The organism is Nocardioides sp. Leaf285 (genome assembly GCF_001422955.1).
Classification (GTDB): domain Bacteria; phylum Actinomycetota; class Actinomycetes; order Propionibacteriales; family Nocardioidaceae; genus Nocardioides; species Nocardioides kribbensis.
In genome coordinates this window covers 247,408-265,657 of the sequence record NZ_LMNH01000005.1, presented here as the reverse complement: position 1 = coordinate 265,657, position 18,250 = coordinate 247,408, and the positions used below count along the sequence as shown (strand labels likewise).

Genomic DNA, 18,250 nt, shown 5'->3' with positions numbered 1-18,250 from the left:
AGCACGGTGGCTGACCAGCATGAGGGGTTCGCGACTCCCAGAAAGCCCCGGCCCGACGCCTACTAATGGCGGTGCGCCCCGAGCCGCCCGCCGCACACGCTCAGAGCAGCCAGGCATCAGCCTTCTCTAGTGGCCCTGGGCATCACGAGAGAGCAGACATGGGCACTGACAAGATTCAGGTCGGGCACGACTACGTCTTCACGCCCCAGGCGGGAGTCTCTGTCGAGGACGGCATCGTGCTGTCAAGCAGACCGGTCGACGTCCGCGTCCGCGTAGTGGCGGCGGTCGATCGCGAGGTCGTGATGGTCTCGCCCGTGGTGAGCGTCGACGGCGCCTTCGCCGATTTGAACGAACCATTCTTCGTTCGCGGCAGCGACCTCGTAGCCGAATGGGGCGAGCCCAACGCGATCGGCAGCGGACGAGCAGAGGCGCATCGACGGGCGCTCGAAGAGCAGCAGCGCGCAACTAAGACTTATGAGGCGATCTTCGGATGGAAGGCAGTCGCTGCCTTGCCCTGGGGCTTCCAGGGGCACGTGACACGTCGTGGCGAAACCCACCTCGGAGGGGTCCTGACGATGGAGAGACTCGCCGCGGTGGCACGATCTGCGTACGAGCAAGGTCAACAGGACGCGCGCGCTGGGCGACCTAATCGGTGCGCTCACCTCTGATTCGCTGTGGTTGATGCCGTGGGTGGGAGAGAGGCGGAGAAGTCCCACGGCACAGGCTCCTCGACGGGCGACCTGTGGGCCGACCGTCTCGGAGCGCACGGCACAGGCTGCCCGTTGCGCGTCCGCGGGAGCCCCCTGTCGTGCAACGGGTGCAGGTTGGTCCCGGTGCCGGACACGGTGTGGGGCGTAGCGAGAACGGCATGGTGTCCGGGGAGATCCCGGAACCGGTCCCGAAGGCGATGTGCCGCATGGAACACCGCTCCCGCTACCCCGCAACACCAGCACCATCACCAGCCCCCTTCGTCTAGTGGCCCAGGACCCCGCCCTTTCACGGCGGTAGCGCCGGTTCGAATCCGGTAGGGGGTGCGCCCGCCAAAGCGAACCGCATGTACGCAAGTCCTTGGGGCGTTTCGCTTTGAAGACTTCTCGAAGTGAAAGTGGGCGAGGGATCTGACTTTCAGAACGACGAGGCGCGTGATGCTTCCGAACGTCAGGGTGAGGTCATTGACCCACAGGTCGCCCGGAGGGGCTGGGGCCGCCGCCAAGCGAGCCGGAAGTAGGCCCTCGGCGCCGTCGTTTAGCCTGGAAGTGTCTACGTGTACGGCGTAGGCTAAGTGAGTCACCAACCTAGTCCCTCGTGGTCTGGGCTGTTCAAACTTCCCCGACGCATCGTGGGTCGGGGAAGCACGGCAAGGCCACTCACCCGGCCCCTTGTGGGCCGGGTTCTTGCTTTCACGCCCATGAGAAGGATGGGCGCCGACGGTCGGGCCGAGGAGGCGCAAAGTGCCCACGGAAGCCAGTGCCAAGTCGCGCTGCGCAGATTCTCCGCAGTCCCTCACGCACCCCGCTTGCGGCCACATCCCCGGATCCCAGGTGGTCTCCACGTGGTGACCGAGCGGGAATTGGCGGGCCGCGAGCGCGCTGTCATGGACGCCCTCCGCACGAACGAACTAGAGGGTTCACGGAGCACGCCCTCGACGCGCGCCGACCAGGACGCATATAGGCGCGGCGAGATCGACCTGGCCCAACTCGGTATTCGTGTGCGACAACGGTACGGGCTCCTGTGAGCGCCTTCCTCTAGGTCGGGGCGCCCGTGTGAAGCGCTCTGGAGCGCTCCACAGGGCAGGGAGATGTTCTCGTTGAGTTCCGTAGTCGCCTTCATCTTGTGGAGGGCGCTACGGAACTCAACGAAACGGTGATGCTGACTGATCTACGGCGGAGGCTTCGCCGAGATGAGCCCTGACAGCCCGCACTCCCGGGCTCCGCCTGCGCCCCTGCGCGCCTGCCCCGCATCGAGCGGCACAGAACAGGCGCACAGCGCATGCAAGATCGACGCCAAGCCCGGACGGAATCTTGCAGAGCCCGGTCCGCCCCGACCTGACACCGACAAGACCCGAGACGGAGCACACCATGTGGGACCCCCTGCACATCTACGCCCTCGACATCGAGACCGACAACAGCCCGGGCCGCAACGGACTGGACCCCGCCAACTCCTCGATCACCGAGGTGTGCGTGGTCACCCACCCCGCCTCCGGCTTCGGCGACCAGGTTCTTCAGGGCTCCGAGGCTCAGATCCTCGACGGGCTGCAGGACTTCCTCGCCGGGCTGCCCGCGGGCCTGCTCGCCACGTGGAACGGCACCTTCTTCGACTTCCCCTTCATCAACGACCGCATCGTGCCCTCGGGCATGCTCCTGCCGTGCGGCATGCGGCTGCAGCCCGCGCCCGCGCTGCGACCCAAGTACGACGCCCTGCCTGGCCACGCCACCCCCGAGAACCCCGGCGGCGGCTACCAGGCGACCTGGGACCTTGGCCTGGGCGTCGCGCACGCCCACCTCGACGTCGCCCAGGCCTACCGGCGCTACGCCGACGAGCAGGGCATCAAGTGGGGCCTGAAGCCGGTCTGCGAGGCGCTCGGCGTCCCGATGGTCGACCTGGACCGCACCCGGCTGCAGGACTACAGCCCCGCCGAACGACGCGCCTACAACCTCTCCGACGGCATCGGCACCCACGAACTGGCCCTGCGCCTGCTCGGGCTCGACTACGCCCCCTACCGCGAGGTCGACACGCTGTGAGCCGGTCCCAGCAGCCCGCGCGGCCTCTGGAGCGCACCTCCCACCAGGTCGCCCTCGTCGTGATGTGCGAGGCCGTCGGCTACGACCCCGGCGACGCCGCCGCTGGCGCCGTGATGGCGTTGAACCACCTCATCTACACCCACAAGGTCGACGTCGAGCACGGCGCCGCCCTGGTCCCCAGCAGCCATCCGCCGCGGTGCGCGCGTTGCGGCTCCACCCCGCCGCTGACGACCAAGGGGAAGGTGTGGGCCCACGTCCCCGGTGAGCGGTGGACCCCGCGCAACGGGGCGCGACGCTGCCCCGGCTCAGGTGAGGACCCCGCCGTCCCGCAGGCCCCGGTCGTCGGCTTCACCCGCCCTGACGGTGTCGAGATCCACGCCCGGGTCGCCGACGTGCTGGAGGCGGGCGCAGCGGTCGGCAACGGCTACCTGTGGCTGCACCCCACCACCAAGGCCTACCGCCGCCTGTAGCGACCGATCACCATCGCCACCAGGGCCCTGCTCGGGCCCGCCCGCCCTCGTACTCCAACGGCAGAGAGAGGCGCCTCAAAAGCGCTCCAGTGTGAGTTCGAATCTCACCGAGGGCACCGTCAGCAACAGCACGCGGGCTGTCGCGGCCGAGCGTCAGCCGCTTCGCCCGCGCACCTCCCGGTCATGCACCCTTCGACTGGCCCCTCCGGCCCGGCCGCTGCTCGCCGTGAGGCCGCTCGACGCACCAACGGAGAGTTCGGCGCGCAGACCCGCGACGAAGCCGCAGTGGATCTCGACGTCGGCCTGTCCGGTCAGCCGGTCTTCGTCCGCACCACGACGGTGTCCTGGTGGCGCAACGACCAGCCGGGCCCGCGGTCCCTGCTCATCCCCACCGCGGTGCCGATCGTCACCGCGGAGCAGGCCCCCGAGGCCATCTCGGTCGAGGACGGCACGACGCTGCACTCATTCGGCGGCCACCTCTACCGCCGACACGGGATCTACCGTGGCATCGACGAGAGCATGAATGAGGTCCGTCCCGGCACCCCCGAGTTCCCCGTCGAGAAGCACCTGGTGTTCGGCGCATGCGACTCCGCTGCCGACGCCGAACAGAAGGCCCGCGAGCGCATCGAGCACGAGCAGTTCCTCATCGTCGACGACATCGTGCACATCCGCTGCCCCGAGCCGCGCTACGCGGTTGTCTCCTCCGGGCTGCCCGGAGGACGGGGGAGCACCCAGATCAAGGCCGTGACCGGCAACGACCGGCGGCTCCGGCCGTCGGACTACTTCCGCGCCGACGACTTCGAGGCCGCACGCGCCCACGCCATCGCTCTCGCCGAGCGACGCGGCGACCTCGACGCGCTGCCCGCACTGCGCGCGGCCAAGCCCACCATCACCATCCACGACCCCGACGCGGTCCGGCTGGTGACCCCCGCCCGGGAGAGCGAGGAGGTCATGAGGCAGCGAGAGACCTTCCGATCACTGGCCACCAACTACGACCGAGTCCTGCAGGACCCCCTGAGGTCCAGCCCGCTGGAGGAGGCCGAGGCGTGGGAGCGACTGGTCGCAGCCCGTGAGGCGTTGCTGGACAGCACCGGTGACGCTCTAGGTCACGCGGCCGCCCAGGGCCCCTACGAGAACAGGCCCGACACCTCCGGGCGCTGACCCACGGGCGTCCCCGGCACCTCGCCGACACCAGCGGGGGCACCAGCGGGGGCACCGCGCCGAGCGCCGTTGCGCATGGTCCCGGACACGACCGCCCGCGCCGCGGGCCCCTGAGGGAGGCCGACCGTGCCCGACCACGTCACCCGCATCGAGGCGACGCCCCACCGCGGGACCGACCACGCACTCCGGCGTGCCGTGCAGGGCGCCACGGCGGCGATGCTGCTGGGTGCCCTGGTAGCGCTGGGAGCACCGTGGGCGGCTGCCTCGACGACGTCGGCCGAGGCCCGCTACGAGCGCACCCAGGACCGGGTCGAAGCCGTCACGACCGCGCTGACGCAGGCCCGAGGCGACGCAGCAGCCGCAGAACGTCAGGTCGAGCGCGCCGCCGAACGCGTGCAGGAGGCGGCTCAGCGGCGAGAGCAGGCCATCGACCGCCACGCCGAGGCGACGGCCGCTGCCCAGGCCGCGGCCCAACGTCAGGCCGAAGCCGAGGCTGTCCAGCAGGAGGCAGCGGATGCGCTGAACTCCGAGGTCGCCCGGTTCCAGGCAGAGAAGTCAGCAGCGATCAAGAAGGCCTCGGCGGCTGTGCAGAAGGCCGAGAAGGCCTACAAGCGCAACAAGACCGCCAAGAACGCAGCGACCCTGAAGAAGGCTCGCGAGCGGCTGCAGGCCGCCCGGAACCGCCCCGAGGACGCCCGGGTCCGCGATGCGCGGGCGCGCTACTCCACCGCCACCGTCTCCGCCGCCTCCGCGGCGCGAGAAAGCGATGAGGCGGACCAGGCCGCCGAGCAGGCGCGCCTGAGCGAAGCCGCCGCCCGCCAGGCCGTGGCGACCCAACGCGACCGCCTGAGCGAGGCCCGCCAGGACGTCGGGCGCAGCCGGGCTCGCATCGAGACGCTCACGGAACGGCTGGCCGAGGCCGAGCAGGCCCGTGCAGCGGCCTACGAGGACCTGGAGCAGGAGCGCGAGGACGCATCGGGTGGCTCCTCGGGTGGCAGCGTCAGCCCGCTGCCACCCCCGCCTCCGCCGACCAGCACCGGCGGATCCACCAACGGAGCCTCGGAGGGCTCCTCGGGCGGTGACAGCGCAGCGGCTGATCCGTTCTTCCCGAGCCTGCCGTTGGCCGGGGACCTCGACGAGGACCAAGACCCCGACGCGGCGAGCAGCGGTCCTGGTGACGGGCGCAGCACCAACGGCGGCGAGCCGGGGCGCGGTGACGGACTGGGCCTGCCGACCGGCGGGGGAGGCCAGGACACCTCGGACTCCAACGACCCCGGCGCGGAGGAAGACCAGGGCGGCGAGGTCACCGGTCTGTCGGCCACGGCCACCGCGGAGCAGCCGGTCCCGGAGGAGGCGGCCGAGGAGGGCGCCGCGGGCGGCAGCATGCTGGGTCTGGCCCTGGTAGGCCTGGTCATGGCCGCCGCCGGGGGCGTCGGCTACTGGTTCTACCGGGGCCGACAGGCCTGAGGCTTCTCAGAGCGGGGGAGGCAGCCCGGCCCGTCGTCGCCGAGCCCGCGGCACAGGGCCAACACCGAACCGGACCCAGAGGAGGGCTCACGTGAACACCGACGCCGCGCCGTTGGGCCCGACCAGCCCGCGCCCGGAGCGCTCCGAGCCGGACCGCATGCGGCGAGCGGTCTGGTTCCTCGACGTCGACGGTGTGCTCGCCCCGATGCGTCGCAAGAGACGACTGGTCGACGGCACCCCCCACCACACGGACTGGCGACGCATCCGCGACACCCACCCCGTCGGCGGCTGGCTGGGCGACCTGCACTACAGCGCCGCCGTCGCCTCGCTGATCCGCCGAGCGCATCGCGGCGGTGAGGTCGAGGTGCGCTGGCTGACGACCTGGGAGGAGGAGGCCAACCAGGTCCTCGCCCCAGCCCTGGGACTGCCCGACCTCGCATGGTCTCGGCGCCACGAGCGGGAGGACGTCGGTAGCGCCGGGCAGGGGCACGCGCCTGGACCAGCGTGGTGGAAGGCCCAGGTCATCGAGGAGTTCCTGCGCACCGACGACCGTGCGGTGCTGTGGTGCGACGACGAGATCACGGCCCGCGACGCCGCGCACGCCGAGGCCGACCCCGCCGGACGGGGGTTCCTGGAGGCCTGGGCCGCCGAGCACCCCCGCCGCCTGCTGACGGTCAGCCCCGGGGAGGACTACGGGCTCACGGCCGCGAACCTGCAGGAGATCGCCTGCTGGCTGCGCGCCGCCCCGTAGCGCGACGGGTAAGACTCGGGCCGTGAGGCGCAGCAGATCGCGAGGTGGCTGGTCGCGCGTCGCACGCGCAGCGGCACAGGTCACCTGCACCACCTCGATCCCCGCGCATCGCGACCCGCCCGGGGATCGAACGGACGCTCCAGCGGCCTCAGGCCACCGGGGCGGGCCGCCCACTGATGCTCGGTGGCACCGAGCGCCCGACCATGCAGGGCACCGCATGGCGGAGGCCGAGACCGAACTCTCGGCGACCGGCTGACCGGCCGGGCCCCGCGGCGGGCAACCGGTTGGTGGGACGACAGCACCAGAACTGCCGAGGCCCGTGAGCGAGTCCCCGTGGACACAGCCATCGCGATTCGGGCCACCTACTCTTCGGGGTCGAGGTTGAGGCCGTTGCGACTCTCGCGCCACGGCGGGCGAGCCGCCTCGTTCGCCCGGGCACGCCTCAGCCGTGAGCACCCTGCGTGCAAGGCGGACTCGCGTCCGTCCGACGGTCGCCCGAAAATGAGACAATGGTCGAGTAGACGTTCGAAAGACGTCTCCGACATCTGAACAGCAGAAGAGACGGCCCCGTTTCCGCGGGACCGCCTCTCGATCCGAGGTCGCATGCGACCGTCGGCAGGCCATCTGGAGACGGGCTGTCGACGCAGCATAGGGAGATCGCTGCCCCAGCGACAAGTGCTGGGCGCTCCTCCTCGGATGCTGTTCTCGGGAGAACCGACATGGCCAACAACAACCGACGGCACGTCGTGCCGAGCGACAGGGGCGGGTGGGACGTGACGGCGCCGGGCGCAAAGCGGCCCAGCGCACACGCGGGAACCCAGCGCGAGGCCCAGGACCGCGCGCGCGAGATCGTGCACCGCGCTGGAGGTGGCGAGGTCGTCACGCATGGCCGCGACGGCAGGATCCGCGACTCCGACACGGTCGCGCCGGGCAACGACCCGTTCCCGCCGCGAGACAAGCGGTAGCGGCGATGAAGCACCTCGCCTACGACCTCGGCCAGCAGAAGAAGGGCGCCACCGCGGTCGTGTCCTTGAAGAGCCAGGCCAACGTCCGTCTGATGACCAAGTCCAACTACCAGTCCTTCAAGGCGGGACGCCGGGCCCAGTTCTACGGTGGGTCCTACAAGCGCACCCCCGTCCGCATCGCCCTCCCGAACAGCGGCCACTGGGTCGTCGTGGTCGACATCGGTGGGCTGAGCGGACGCTTCAGCGCATCGGTGACCGTCGAGCCGCCGCCGCCGGGGCTCCTGCCCGCGGGGCGAACCTCCAACCCGGCCCGGCAGGTTCAGACTCGCGAGCCAGTGGAGCCCTCCGGTGATGTGCTCGGGGGGAAGGTGTGGGACGTCTTCATCTCACACGCCAGCGAGGACAAGGCGGCGGTCGCCGTGCCCTTGCGCGACGCCCTCGTCCAGCGCGGCGTGACTGTGTGGCTCGACAAGACCGAACTGGTCGTGGGGAACAGCCTGCGTCGCAAGATCGACCAGGGCATCCGGGCGAGCCGGTTCGGGATCGTCGTGATGTCACCGACCTTCTTCCAGAAGGGGTGGACCAACCACGAACTCGACGGGCTGGTCACTCGCACGGTTGCCGGGGAGCAGTCCTTGCTGCCGATCTGGCACAACCTCGATGCCGCAGGCGTGAGGGCCCACAGCCCCTCGCTGGCGGACAAGGTCGCGCTCGACACGGCCACGACCTCGATCGAGGAGATGGCCGACCAGATCGCCGAGGTCGTCCAGGCCAGGGTCGAGGTCTAGGCAAGGGAGTGCGGCCGGTCGGCGTCGCTTTCGCAGTCGACCGGCCGCACTCGGTGGCAGTGGCCTTGGCCAACGCCTCGGAGCGCTGTCCCGGGGCGCCGGGGTTCCTAGGCAAGTCCTCGGGATCGGACATGGCGTGGCGCTACCCCCGCCGGTCGCCCGAGCCCGCGACTCGTCGCCTGATGCGGCGCTCGGGCGACCCCAGCGCCTCGGAACAGTAGCGCCCTGTCGGCGGGTGCACGTTCGGCCCGGTGCCGCACACCTCTCTTGCGCATCGACCGAACCCCAGGGCCCACAACGGGACGCACAGAGACGAGATGACCATGGACACGAACCAGCCCGCCGACACCCCCGCGGACGAGGCAGACCGCGCCTGGCGAGACAGCCTCGGCACCACCGCAGACGGAGTACCCGTCGTCGACGGGCTGGTCGTGTTCACCAACGAGATGCGCCCCGGCGTCATCAACCTCGCGGCCTACCGCCCCTTGCACGACGGCTGGTTCGACGTCGACTACCCCGACGGTGGCGTCGCGCTGCAGAACGGCGAGCGGGTCGCCACCCGCTTCGAGGGCCGCAGCGCGACCGCCGCCTACGACAACCTCCAGCAGGCCCACACCGCCCAGGAAACCGCCCAGGAGTCGTAAGGCCACGCCCCTGAGGTTGCGCACGTGGGACCACCCGGCAACCGAGCCGCCAGCCTGCGAGACACCAGCGGCCAGCCCACGAGAGGAGCCTCCCGCCGTGCCCAACACCTTCTGCGCCAGCGACCACCACCTCTTCCACCCGCCCATCAACGCGCTGTGCCAGCGGCCCTTCGAGTCCAACGAGCACGCCGCCGAGGAGATGGTGCGACGCCACAACAAGGTCGTTCGTCCTGAGGACACCTGCTTCTTCCTCGGCGACTTCTGGTTCGGGCCTCGCGACGACGGTCGCATGCGCGAGTGGGTCCAGCGCTTCAACGGCACCCTCGTGCTCGTCCTCGGCAACCATGACCGGGCCTCGGTGACGGCCACCAACGGCTGGATGCACCAGCGCACCTACCTCGACGCCGGGTTCGCCGCGGTCGTCGACGCCAGCACCCTGACGCTGCCGCAGGTCAAGAACCGCACCCCCCGCGTCCCGGGCGCTCGCGCCACGACGCCCGACTCTGCGCCGGACCCGGCGCGCAAGGTCGTGCTGAGCCACTTCCCCTACGAGGCCGACCACACCGACGAGCCTCGGTTCCGCCAGTTCCGGCTGCGCGACGAAGGGCGGTGGCTGCTTCACGGCCACGTGCACGGCGAGTACACGGTGCGCCAGCGCGGCGTCAACGTGGGCGTCGACGTGTGGGACTTCGCCCCCGTCAACGTCCACGACCTCGCCCGCCTCATCGCCGACGTCGAGCACGGGCGCACAGCGGAGTTCTGACCGGGGTCGCCCGAGGTGGCGCTCCCGCCTCAGTCGTCGGCTCCTAGGCTTGACCGGTGCCACCGCCCGACGACACCTCAGGCAGCACGGGCACCTACCCGCCTCGACCCGTGTGGGTGACCTTCGGCTCCCTGATGACGACGGCGCAACCAGGCCTGCTGCTGGAGTGGCAACAGGTGGAGGATCCGAAGGCTCGTGGCGGATCGCGCTGGGAAGCCCTGGTGGTCCACGCAGTCGGAGGCGCCGACGGCCTGCCGTGGCACGTGGAGACCGGGTGGCGGCGCGCTGAGTCGCTGCAGCCCATGGACCCCGGCGAGCCCCCGGACCCGCGCGACGAGGCGCGGCCCAGCAGCAGCAGCAGCAGCAGCAGCAGCAGCAGCAGCAGCAGCAGCAGCACGCGTCCGGTTTGGGTCACCTTCGGCTCGGCGATGGTGACCCCTCTGCCTGGGCTGCTCCTGCAGTGGCGCCCGGTCCCCGAGGCGCGCGCCCAGCGCGGGCACCAGTGGGAGGCTCTGGTCATCCACGGCACCGGCGGCACCATGGGGCTGCCGTGGCGCATCGAGATGGGGTGGCTACGAGCCGACTCGGTGAGACCGATGCATCCGCGTGACCCGCCCCGGCCGCGATCCACCTAGACCCGGCGCGGGTCCGATGCAGGCTCGTGTCGAGACGGCCGCTGCCTGGCCGTCAGCGAGCCCGAGGCACAGAGGGGGCGTGACCATCTCCGTCGCCCCCGATTGGCGCGCCCCTCACGACGAGCCGCGCGGCATCGACCCGACCCCCGAGCGCACCTTCACCTCGTGCATGGTCACCGGACACCGCCCCCAGCACCTGACCGCTGACGAGATGGCCTGGTCGCAGGTGGCCCTGCACACCGCGGCATGGCGCCTGCGCTCGCGCTACGGGATGCAGGAAGGGATCAGCGGCTTCGCGATCGGGTCCGACCAGTGGTGGGCCATGGCCGTGCTGGCGACGGGGGCCCACCTGGCCGCCTACATCCCCTTCCTCGATCAGCCGCGTCGCTGGAGCGTCACCGAGCGCGCGCTGTGGTCCGAACTGCGCCAGCGTGCGCACCGAGAGGTTCTCGTCGCAGGCCCTGAGAGCCCCGGCTACGACGTGCGGATGCTGCACGCCCGCAACGACGCCATGCTGCGCGACACCGCGGCAGCAGGTGGCCTGGTCGTGGCTCTGTTCAAGCCCGGCGCCACCGGCGGCACAGCATCGGCGGTCGAGAGGGCCCAGTCGAGTAACCAGCCCATGCTCCTGCTCGACCCCGCGAGCCGCAGCGTCACCCGACACGGGTGGTGAGGGTGACCACCACAGAGCCGACCCCGGCAGCGTGCTCGCGGCACGAGAGCCTGCCCACGGAAGCCTGGACCGACCCACAGGACAAACGCGAGGCGGCGGCCGCGATCGCGGTGTGCCGGTCGCGGTGCTCGGGCATCGAGGCCTGCCTTGCCGGTGCGGTCCAGCGAGGGGACTGGGGCGTGTGGGGCGGACACTTCCTGCGAGGTGGGCTGATCCGCGTGAAGTTCCGCCGGTCCGGTCTCCTCGGAGCGCCGGACACCCAAGCAGCCGACGAGACCACACCCGGTGCGCTTACGGCCGACAACCAGACGACAGCCTGAGATCCTGGTGGGGCACCCAGATCACTGGGCACCCAGCCCAGGAAGAGAGGAACGGACCATGATCCGCCTGGAGATCCACCCCGGCGAGGGTGGCGCGGACGCAGAGGCGTTCGCGAGTGAACTCGGCACCGCCATCACCAAGCACTCCGGCACCAGCGCCACCCACGAGGGCCGCGTGGTGGCCTTCCACCGTCTTTGACCCTGCCTACGCAGCCCTAGCCGGGTCTCACCGCGTTCAGCGGGTCCCGACCACCGAGAAGCGCGGACGCCGCCACTCCTCGGAGATCACCGTGGTGGCCCTCGACGTGGCAGCCGCGCCGAGCGCGCGAAACAAGACCTCCGGCCACCAGGTGGACCGAGGCGACGTACGAGTCGACACGTTCCGCTCCTCTGGCGCAGGAGGCCAGCACCGCAACAAGACCGACTCGGCAGTCAGGCTCACCCACCTGCCCTCCGGGACCGTGGTGACGGCCACCGAGGAGCGCTCCCAGTACCAGAACCGTGAGGTGGCGTGGCGACGTCTGGAGGCGGCGCTGGCCTGTGCTCGCGAACGAGAGGCGGACGCGGCGTTGAACCACAGTCGCGCTGCCGCCTTCGAGGAGTTCCGATCCTTCACCTGGACCGGGTGGCGCGACGAGGTCAAGACTGGCGACGGACGCAAGACGCCCATGAGCCGCGCGCTCGCCGGACGCCTAGGGCCGCTGCTGGACTGAGGTGTCGCCACCTCTGGACCACACCACACGAGACAGCGACCGGGGCCGGTCATCTTCCCCGGCGCTCGCGTGGTGTGGTCCGCATGGCGACCCGACGCCGGGACAGCCCTGCGCAGCGCACCCTGCGCGGGCGCCGCCGGGTGCAGACCGGTACCGGCGCCGCACACAGCCGGAGCATGACCCTGCGACCCTTCCCCGACCTGAGCGGTGCAGCCGCCCGGCTGTGGCGCTACGGCGACGACACCGGAGGCATCCGCGGGCGCCGCGAGAGCGCCGGTGACCCGCCCGTGCCCGGCGACCTGTGGATCGCCTCAGCCACCGACGGCGACTTCGGGCGCAACGACCTGGCCCTGGTGCTCCTCACTGCCGTCGACCACGAGCGCCGACAGGCCACCTGCATGCTGGTCACCGATGCCCGTGACCCGCACTTCGAGGGCAGCCTGATCCAGTCCGGCTCCGTCCTGGGCGTTCCCCTGGTCCTGTGGCCCCACCTGCAGGTCGACATCGACTACTCCATCCTCGACCGCCGACTCGGCGACGGCATCGAGGCGGTCCTGCTGCGCCGTGTGCTGGCCTGGGCCCAAGACGTCACCGACGGGTACCTCGCAGCCGCCAGCACCTCGTCCACCGCCCGCTTCAAGGCGCCCCGCCCGCCGCTTCCCACCGGTCCGGTCCCGCTGCCCGGCTCCACCGAGGCCGAGGTCGCCCACTCGACCCTGACCAGCCTCACCGAGATCACCTCGGCGCTCGCGCGTGCTCAAGGTGCGGACCACGCTCGCGACCTGTCGACCGCGAGCGCCCGATGAGCCCGACCCCCGAGCCGCCCTCGCAACGTCTCGACGCGGCTTCCACCCGGGCCCTGCGGGCAGCACTGGTCGAGGGCATCTCCCAGGTCCCCGGCTACGCCCCGGGCCCGCTTGTGGGACCCATCATGGCTGCCCTCAATCCTGTCATCGCGGACCTTCTCGCGGATCGCACCCCCGCCACGGAGCGCTCCCGCGACGCCGATGAGACTGCCGCCGATGACGCGGTTGCCGAACACCCGGCCAGTGGCAGACCCGCGCTGATGGGCGTCGCCTACGCGCTGGACGACTACGAGGCGAGCCCGTTCGCAGAGTGCGAACACCCGGGCCCGCACCTGCAGCGGTTCGCTGCTGCTGTCGTGTTCCCCGACGGGTCGCGTCGCACCGTGGTCGAAGGCAGCGAGGACCGCGACCGCCTCCTCGACGTCATCGAGCACCCGGAACGGTACGTCGCCGATGCCGCCGGGCTGGCGGTGACGTTGAACGTGACACCGCAAGGCTGGAACGAGGCCTTCGAAAACGCCCGCGCCCCGGTGCTCACCTACTTCGTGGCCTCGATGGCCGAAGGCGCCTCGATCAAGGACGTCGTCGAGCGCCTACCCCACCCGGTGCGGTTGGGGGCCTGGCCCGCCCCTCGCGGGGGCTGGACAGGCTGGGAGGTCCGGTTCGCTCCGGCCTCCTCGCTGGCCCCGCTGACCCCGGCCGCGGACGTGATCGCCGCGATGAGCGCCTGGGTCTCCGGCAACGGGATGGCCCGCTACGAACCGTGACGCGAGCGGATGGCGCGGCCGCCGCACACCACTCGTGCGTGAGCACTCATGACCAGTCCCGCGAGTCCGCTCGCCGGGGCAACGGCCAATTCGGCCAGCAGAACCGCGGCGAGGCGAAGGTGAGACTGCGACCCTCGAATCGGCCCACCGGGACCACCCCGGAGCAGCGTCAGCCGTCGTTCGACCCCGACGCCCCCGTCAAGCGGGTCAAGGTCGCCCAGATCGGCGAGACCGAACCCACCCCGGTGACCCTGCGGCCGTGCAAGATCAGCGCCTACGGGGAGTCCTGGGAGGTCTTCGCCGACGACGGCTCCTACCTGGGCACGGTCACGCGCTACACCGGCAGCATCGACCGCCGCATCCCTCACGGCGGACGTCACCTGCGCGCTCCCGGGAAGGACCGGACCTTGTGGTCCTACCAGGGCCCAGAGGTCGACCGTCGCGCGTTGACGAAGCAGACCAGCCAGGCGACCTGCCTGCGCGCCCTGCTCGACTACCGCCGGGGCTGAGCCGCGGCCCCTGCTGCTGCGCCCGGCGTGGCGGCACAGTACGATCCGAGTGCCCCTCGTGAGGGCATGGCGATCCGGCCCCCGCCGCTCGGAGTCGCCAAACCGGGCGGCCGCCCGGCACGAGGCGATCGGCATGTCAGACCCCCGGTAGACCGCAGCGACAGCGCACGGGTGGTGCGCCCGGCCCCCGCGGCCGCACACGTCACCAGCATGCGCCGCATCGCCCACGTCTCCGGTCAGGTCCGGCGCATCAGCGTGGCATCCCTGAACCCGATGGTCAGGGCCGAGGCGGGGACGGTCCGGACCGTGTCGGTTCGGAGGAACCCCTGATGAGCAACACCACTCACCGCAAGCAACTGGCCCGTCGCCTCGCCCGCGCCACGGGTCAGACCTACGCCGTCAGTCTGCAGATTGTGCGGGAAGCCGCCGAAGCCGGTCACCTTCCCGGGCCGCTCGACCCCGACGGCATGGACCGCGCCCTCGCTCGACTCGTTGCGCTAGCAGCGACCACTGAGCCGACCACTGAGCCAACCACTGAGCCGACCGCTGAGCCGACCGCCCTCGATGCAGACCCGGGCGACTACCTGGTGCCCGGCTCCCTGGCTCTGCTGCGCAAGGTCTGGCAGGGCAGGGTCACCAAGGAGGCGACAGGGCGAGCCCGCGACCGCTCCCGGTTCGCCGTCGACAACCGGCCAGCCCCGGAAGGCCAGGACCTCGACCTGTTCCTGCTGGAGCGCGAGGGCTACATCAGTGCCCGCCTGAACCTCGGCGAGGAGTGGGTGCTGGCGCGTACCACCGATCTCGGCGACCGGGTGCTGGCGGCCAACGCAGCCGACACCGACCGCTTCGCCGACGGCATCCCGGCTGGGTCCACTGTCGGCCGTGACCGGGAGCCGTACGTCGGCGAAGGCGTCGACGGCGCCCTCCGCTCCGCGCGCATCGATCGCGAGGAGGCCGACGGCCTGGACCGGGACGATCCCCGACACGAGGAGGTGCTCGCCTCGGCCGCCCGCTGGGAGGACCAGGCGAGGCGACTGGAGCAGGATGCGACCCCGGCGCCCGCGCGCTTCAGTGTTGTGGACCGCGCGATCGCCGCGGTGGAGAAGGAGCCGTTCTCTGCCGTCGAGGGCGGACGTCGCAAGGCCAGTGCGGCTGCCGACCAGCGCATCTGGGACCTCTCGTGGGTCTACGAGCGCCTGAGCGGGCACCAGGGCCTGGTCTACGTCTCCTCGCCCGGCGGCGGGGCCGACCGCTACGTCTTCGGCCAGCACCACATCGCGCTGGGTCGACAGAAAGCGCTCAGTCACGTCATCGGCCTGGTCGACGCCCTACGAGGGCGGGAGGACCTGGACTGGCCGTTGCCGCCCGCGAGCCAGGACGTGGGTGAGGACGACCTCTCGCGTCCCGCCCCCGTCGAGCCCCGCCGCCACCAGCGCGCCCGGGAGACCGACTGAGCCCCGCGGGCGTACCGATGGGCGGTGCGCGCGTGGGCGACGGCCGCACACGTTCGGCTCATGACACCGTCGAGCGTGCAGTCGTCTTCCTGTCGCGAGGTGCTGGTGAGCGCCGCCGAGCGTGATCTGCTCGCCCGGTTCTGCGGTCTCCGGCCCGGTCATCGCGTCATCGCCGTGCACGAGGGCGTGATGGTGCAGGCGTACTGGGCGGGAGATCCCGCCGCAACGCGGCCCGAGTGGGCGGAAGCACGCTGTGCCGTAGAGGTCGTCACCGCCAGCCCGCGGGGGCGCATCCGGTGCGATCGTTTCGCCTTCGAGACCGTCGCGGGCCTGCTGCGTCACGCCGACGACACCGTAGGTGCCGCAGGCACCTAATCCGGCACGCTGTCGTCCGAATTGCCAGTACCGCGAGATTGCTCGTGCCTCAGGGTGCACGCGAAAGCGGCGCCAAGGTTGGTCTCTCGACCGCCTTGGCGCCGCTTTGCCGTTACCCGTCACCGAGAACCACGCTAGTAAAGATGGGTGCCGTCGCGACAGTGAATTGGCGGCAGTGATCGTGTGGAAAAGCCTGCCCATGGCCGTTCGAGCCGTAGCGCCTGTCGGCGAGGTCCGAATGAGCCACTGCGCCGCTGATGAGCCGCGGAGTGATCGTGCGGGCGTTGAACTCGCCCTTTAAGCCTCAGGGCGCAGGAATGTGACCAGTCGACTAGGTGATGGCACCACGCAGACGACGCCGAGGGCGCCCGGATGGCCGCAGTTAGCCTCCGCGGGGCCGAAATGGGCAGCATCGGGGCCTGAAGCGCCCGTTTTGGCGCCTTGGAGGGCTAACTCGCGCCTTCAGGCCCCAACCATCCTTCGTCGGCCCCTGGCCCCGCCGCGGCTGCCCGCCCGATCCGAGCCGCGAGATGATGAACGACCGCGTGTGGAGCGTTCGATGACCGAGACGTCGCCATCTGGTGTCGCCGTCGTCGTTTTGCGCCCGGTGCGAGGCGAGTCGCTCGAAACAGCGGCCTTCGCGCGAGCGCGCTGCCTGTCGGCGATCTTCTTCGACCGTCCCGCTTGCATCACCTGGCGTAGCACCGACTCGCGCTCCTGCCAGCATCCGGCGCAGGAATCGACCGAGATCGGGGCCGTGCCATCGACGGTGATCACGTGCTCCTCGATGTCGTCGCTGGTCTTGTCGCAGTAGTCGCAGATCAGGGTGACAACGACTTTGTGAACCATGAGGAGCCTTCCGAGTAGGTGCATTCCTGCTGACCCGCGGACGGTAGCGAATCAGAGCCCGAATTGCTCGCTCACGCACCCGAAAGGCCAAGCAGGACAACACATTCGACCGGACGGGCAGGCGCGCAGCCAGATTCACCCGCACCGCGACTCACAGCGGCAACTACCCACCTGGCGGCACCCGGTCCGGCGCATCCGGGTCGGATTACTGAGCCGTCATCCGCTTCTCGATGGCGATCATGAAGGCGGCGTCCTCGGGGCTCCCGGATCGGTTGTAGCGGTCGCGGGAGTGGCGCCACGCCGCGCGCATGACGTCCACGGGGTCGCGACCTTCCCGTTCGGCGTCGTAGGCGGCCTCCTCCAAGGCGTGCAGCGCCTCGGGGTCCACCAGCCAGCCGTCGGGGTTGTCGGGGTGCGTGAGCCACCGCTGGGCGACGGACTGGTAGTCGGGGTCGGCGGCAGGGTGGGCCGGTGGCTGAGGCGGCAGGGACACCGCTGACTCGCCGCGGCGCTGGGCCCCGAAGCGGCCGTCGCGGCGGCGACTCGACTCGCGGGCGGCGTCGGCCGGGGTGCTCATCGGGGGTACCGGCTCTCGATGGGGGAGATCCAGTAGGCGGCGGGGTCCTCTGGGGTGGCGACTGCTTCGGCCCACTCGGTGGTGCGGTCATGGCCGAAGGGCTGGGGCTGCAGGAAGGGGCCGTCGGCCCAGGCGTGGGCGTCGGCGACGACCCTGAGCACGGTGGCGTCGGCAGGGGTGGTCCCGGCGTCGATGGCGGCGGCCCAGTAGGCGTAGGCGCTCACCTCAGCCTGGCACCATCCGCGCTCCCACCGCGGCCCGATGTCGTAGGGGTGGCCGGGCAGGTTCTTCTCGGCGAAGCGGTGCTCGTTGGCGCGCAGGTTGACGGCGGCGTTGACGGCGCGCCGGTAGCACTCGTCGCGAGCGAAGGCGGCCTCGCGCGCGGTGAGGTCGGGCGCGCCTGAACGGTGCGGCCACTGGGCAGGGTCGAGAGCGGCGAGGCGACGGGTCGCGGCGTCGAGGGGGTCCGGCGAGAAGGTGACGGTGCGGTCGAGCAGGGCCTGGGTCCGGGCGGCGGCTTCGAGACGCGCCTCAGCGGCTCCCTCGCGTTCGTGGTCGCCCTCGGCTCGGGCAGCGGCGATCGCAGCCGCAGCGGAACGGGCTCGGGTGCGGGCGTCGGCGTCGAGCCACGTGGCCGGGTCGTCGGTGCGCGAGGGCATCGCGTCGGCTCCGGCCAGCGCCTGGTCGGGGGAGGGAAGGTCGAGGACCACCGATGCCTCTGCTCGCGGCAGGGCGCCGAAGGTGCCGTCGGTGTGGCGGGCCGCCTCGCGGGCGTTGGCAGCGGCAGGGGACGGCAGGCGGTGTGGGGGCGTCACGCCAGGT

Annotated in this window: 24 protein-coding genes, 2 tRNA genes and 1 pseudogene; 24 read left to right on the top strand and 3 right to left on the bottom strand. The window is 71.1% G+C overall.

Translation table 11 applies throughout. From position 1 onward, the window contains the following. The first annotated feature begins 158 nt into the window (after positions 1 to 158). The 24 genes and pseudogenes from ASF47_RS19110 (at position 159) to ASF47_RS19005 (ending at position 16,002) form a co-directional block, all read left to right on the top strand. A complete protein-coding gene (locus ASF47_RS19110) occupies positions 159 to 668 on the top strand; it encodes a hypothetical protein (RefSeq protein ID WP_056865634.1) in 510 nt (169 codons plus the stop codon). Positions 669 to 961: 293 nt separating this feature from the next. Then, positions 962 to 1,034: transfer RNA gene (locus tag ASF47_RS19105), tRNA-Glu, on the top strand. Between the two features lie 374 nt (positions 1,035 to 1,408). Further along, on the top strand, positions 1,409 to 1,735 hold the full coding sequence (locus ASF47_RS22150) for a hypothetical protein (RefSeq protein WP_327138668.1): 327 nt from the start codon (positions 1,409 to 1,411) through the stop codon (positions 1,733 to 1,735). Between the two features lie 343 nt (positions 1,736 to 2,078). Beyond that, positions 2,079 to 2,741 (top strand): hypothetical protein, encoded by a 663-nt coding sequence (locus ASF47_RS19095; protein ID WP_056865633.1) that lies wholly within the window; start codon positions 2,079 to 2,081, stop codon positions 2,739 to 2,741. Continuing rightward, on the top strand, positions 2,738 to 3,211 hold the full coding sequence (locus ASF47_RS21365; RefSeq protein WP_056865632.1) for a hypothetical protein: 474 nt from the start codon (positions 2,738 to 2,740) through the stop codon (positions 3,209 to 3,211). Before ASF47_RS19095 ends, ASF47_RS21365 begins: the two co-directional genes overlap by 4 nt. A gap of 43 nt (positions 3,212 to 3,254) precedes the next feature. Next, a tRNA-Leu gene (locus tag ASF47_RS19085) sits at positions 3,255 to 3,327 on the top strand. Between the two features lie 169 nt (positions 3,328 to 3,496). Further along, positions 3,497 to 4,372, top strand: a complete 876-nt coding sequence (locus ASF47_RS19080; protein WP_056865631.1) for a hypothetical protein — start codon at positions 3,497 to 3,499, stop codon at positions 4,370 to 4,372. Between the two features lie 195 nt (positions 4,373 to 4,567). Further along, the gene (locus ASF47_RS19075; protein WP_156698059.1) at positions 4,568 to 5,839 is read left to right on the top strand and encodes a hypothetical protein; all 1,272 of its coding nucleotides are present in this window, start codon (positions 4,568 to 4,570) and stop codon (positions 5,837 to 5,839) included. Between the two features lie 91 nt (positions 5,840 to 5,930). Next, positions 5,931 to 6,590 carry a hypothetical protein gene (locus ASF47_RS19070; RefSeq protein WP_056865629.1) on the top strand — a complete coding sequence of 220 codons (660 nt, stop codon included), beginning with the start codon at positions 5,931 to 5,933 and terminating at the stop codon, positions 6,588 to 6,590. Positions 6,591 to 7,309: 719 nt separating this feature from the next. Beyond that, positions 7,310 to 7,555: a DUF2188 domain-containing protein gene (locus ASF47_RS19065; RefSeq protein ID WP_056865628.1), complete on the top strand. Its 246-nt coding sequence runs from the start codon at positions 7,310 to 7,312 to the stop codon at positions 7,553 to 7,555. A 5-nt stretch (positions 7,556 to 7,560) separates the two neighbouring features. After that, a complete protein-coding gene (locus ASF47_RS19060) occupies positions 7,561 to 8,343 on the top strand; it encodes a DUF1883 domain-containing protein (RefSeq protein ID WP_056865627.1) in 783 nt (260 codons plus the stop codon). A gap of 323 nt (positions 8,344 to 8,666) precedes the next feature. Further along, positions 8,667 to 8,987 carry a hypothetical protein gene (locus ASF47_RS21750; RefSeq protein ID WP_056865626.1) on the top strand — a complete coding sequence of 107 codons (321 nt, stop codon included), beginning with the start codon at positions 8,667 to 8,669 and terminating at the stop codon, positions 8,985 to 8,987. Positions 8,988 to 9,084: 97 nt separating this feature from the next. Further along, positions 9,085 to 9,750 (top strand): metallophosphoesterase, encoded by a 666-nt coding sequence (locus tag ASF47_RS19050; RefSeq protein ID WP_056865625.1) that lies wholly within the window; start codon positions 9,085 to 9,087, stop codon positions 9,748 to 9,750. 56 nt (positions 9,751 to 9,806) lie between these two features. Beyond that, the gene (locus ASF47_RS19045; RefSeq protein ID WP_156698058.1) at positions 9,807 to 10,385 is read left to right on the top strand and encodes a hypothetical protein; all 579 of its coding nucleotides are present in this window, start codon (positions 9,807 to 9,809) and stop codon (positions 10,383 to 10,385) included. Between the two features lie 79 nt (positions 10,386 to 10,464). Further along, positions 10,465 to 11,058 carry a hypothetical protein gene (locus ASF47_RS19040; RefSeq protein ID WP_056865623.1) on the top strand — a complete coding sequence of 198 codons (594 nt, stop codon included), beginning with the start codon at positions 10,465 to 10,467 and terminating at the stop codon, positions 11,056 to 11,058. Further along, a complete protein-coding gene (locus ASF47_RS22250; protein WP_082500526.1) occupies positions 11,052 to 11,378 on the top strand; it encodes a WhiB family transcriptional regulator in 327 nt (108 codons plus the stop codon). Before ASF47_RS19040 ends, ASF47_RS22250 begins: the two co-directional genes overlap by 7 nt. Positions 11,379 to 11,436: 58 nt before the next feature. Further along, positions 11,437 to 11,577, top strand: coding sequence for a hypothetical protein (locus ASF47_RS22025; protein WP_235558811.1), 141 nt, complete (start codon positions 11,437 to 11,439; stop codon positions 11,575 to 11,577). A gap of 28 nt (positions 11,578 to 11,605) precedes the next feature. After that, positions 11,606 to 11,662, top strand: a pseudogene (locus ASF47_RS22245) (hypothetical protein); the annotation flags it as partial. A 6-nt stretch (positions 11,663 to 11,668) separates the two neighbouring features. Next, the gene (locus ASF47_RS19030; RefSeq protein ID WP_056865621.1) at positions 11,669 to 12,091 is read left to right on the top strand and encodes a peptide chain release factor family protein; all 423 of its coding nucleotides are present in this window, start codon (positions 11,669 to 11,671) and stop codon (positions 12,089 to 12,091) included. A gap of 176 nt (positions 12,092 to 12,267) precedes the next feature. Beyond that, positions 12,268 to 12,897 (top strand): hypothetical protein, encoded by a 630-nt coding sequence (locus ASF47_RS19025; protein WP_056865620.1) that lies wholly within the window; start codon positions 12,268 to 12,270, stop codon positions 12,895 to 12,897. Next, positions 12,894 to 13,664: a hypothetical protein gene (locus ASF47_RS19020; RefSeq protein ID WP_056865619.1), complete on the top strand. Its 771-nt coding sequence runs from the start codon at positions 12,894 to 12,896 to the stop codon at positions 13,662 to 13,664. The genes ASF47_RS19025 and ASF47_RS19020 overlap by 4 nt, the downstream gene beginning before the upstream one ends. A 38-nt stretch (positions 13,665 to 13,702) precedes the next feature. Continuing rightward, positions 13,703 to 14,173, top strand: coding sequence for a hypothetical protein (locus ASF47_RS19015; protein ID WP_156698057.1), 471 nt, complete (start codon positions 13,703 to 13,705; stop codon positions 14,171 to 14,173). Between the two features lie 329 nt (positions 14,174 to 14,502). Next, positions 14,503 to 15,627: a hypothetical protein gene (locus ASF47_RS19010; RefSeq protein WP_056865617.1), complete on the top strand. Its 1,125-nt coding sequence runs from the start codon at positions 14,503 to 14,505 to the stop codon at positions 15,625 to 15,627. A 60-nt stretch (positions 15,628 to 15,687) separates the two neighbouring features. After that, on the top strand, positions 15,688 to 16,002 hold the full coding sequence (locus ASF47_RS19005; protein ID WP_156698056.1) for a hypothetical protein: 315 nt from the start codon (positions 15,688 to 15,690) through the stop codon (positions 16,000 to 16,002). A gap of 462 nt (positions 16,003 to 16,464) precedes the next feature. Here the strand turns inward: ASF47_RS19005 and ASF47_RS21355 are convergent, their stop codons facing one another. The 3 genes from ASF47_RS21355 to ASF47_RS18990 form a co-directional block, all read right to left on the bottom strand. After that, positions 16,465 to 16,851 (bottom strand): hypothetical protein, encoded by a 387-nt coding sequence (locus ASF47_RS21355; RefSeq protein WP_156698055.1) that lies wholly within the window; start codon positions 16,849 to 16,851, stop codon positions 16,465 to 16,467. Positions 16,852 to 17,056: 205 nt separating this feature from the next. Beyond that, positions 17,057 to 17,428: a hypothetical protein gene (locus ASF47_RS18995; protein ID WP_056865614.1), complete on the bottom strand. Its 372-nt coding sequence runs from the start codon at positions 17,426 to 17,428 to the stop codon at positions 17,057 to 17,059. Further along, positions 17,425 to 18,243, bottom strand: a complete 819-nt coding sequence (locus ASF47_RS18990; RefSeq protein ID WP_056865613.1) for a hypothetical protein — start codon at positions 18,241 to 18,243, stop codon at positions 17,425 to 17,427. Before ASF47_RS18990 ends, ASF47_RS18995 begins: the two co-directional genes overlap by 4 nt. Positions 18,244 to 18,250 lie beyond the last annotated feature (7 nt).

Coding starts and splice junctions, on each gene's coding strand:
- ASF47_RS19110 (WP_056865634.1), top strand. CDS start 159: ATGGGCACTGACAAGATTCAGGTCGGGCACGACTACGTCTTCACGCCC.
- ASF47_RS19060 (WP_056865627.1), top strand. CDS start 7,561: ATGAAGCACCTCGCCTACGACCTCGGCCAGCAGAAGAAGGGCGCCACC.
- ASF47_RS19095 (WP_056865633.1), top strand. CDS start 2,079: ATGTGGGACCCCCTGCACATCTACGCCCTCGACATCGAGACCGACAAC.
- ASF47_RS21355 (WP_156698055.1), bottom strand. CDS start 16,851: ATGGTTCACAAAGTCGTTGTCACCCTGATCTGCGACTACTGCGACAAG.
- ASF47_RS19025 (WP_056865620.1), top strand. CDS start 12,268: ATGACCCTGCGACCCTTCCCCGACCTGAGCGGTGCAGCCGCCCGGCTG.
- ASF47_RS19010 (WP_056865617.1), top strand. CDS start 14,503: ATGAGCAACACCACTCACCGCAAGCAACTGGCCCGTCGCCTCGCCCGC.
- ASF47_RS19005 (WP_156698056.1), top strand. CDS start 15,688: ATGACACCGTCGAGCGTGCAGTCGTCTTCCTGTCGCGAGGTGCTGGTG.
- ASF47_RS18995 (WP_056865614.1), bottom strand. CDS start 17,428: ATGAGCACCCCGGCCGACGCCGCCCGCGAGTCGAGTCGCCGCCGCGAC.
- ASF47_RS19065 (WP_056865628.1), top strand. CDS start 7,310: ATGGCCAACAACAACCGACGGCACGTCGTGCCGAGCGACAGGGGCGGG.
- ASF47_RS22150 (WP_327138668.1), top strand. CDS start 1,409: ATGAGAAGGATGGGCGCCGACGGTCGGGCCGAGGAGGCGCAAAGTGCC.
- ASF47_RS22025 (WP_235558811.1), top strand. CDS start 11,437: ATGATCCGCCTGGAGATCCACCCCGGCGAGGGTGGCGCGGACGCAGAG.
- ASF47_RS21750 (WP_056865626.1), top strand. CDS start 8,667: ATGGACACGAACCAGCCCGCCGACACCCCCGCGGACGAGGCAGACCGC.
- ASF47_RS19020 (WP_056865619.1), top strand. CDS start 12,894: ATGAGCCCGACCCCCGAGCCGCCCTCGCAACGTCTCGACGCGGCTTCC.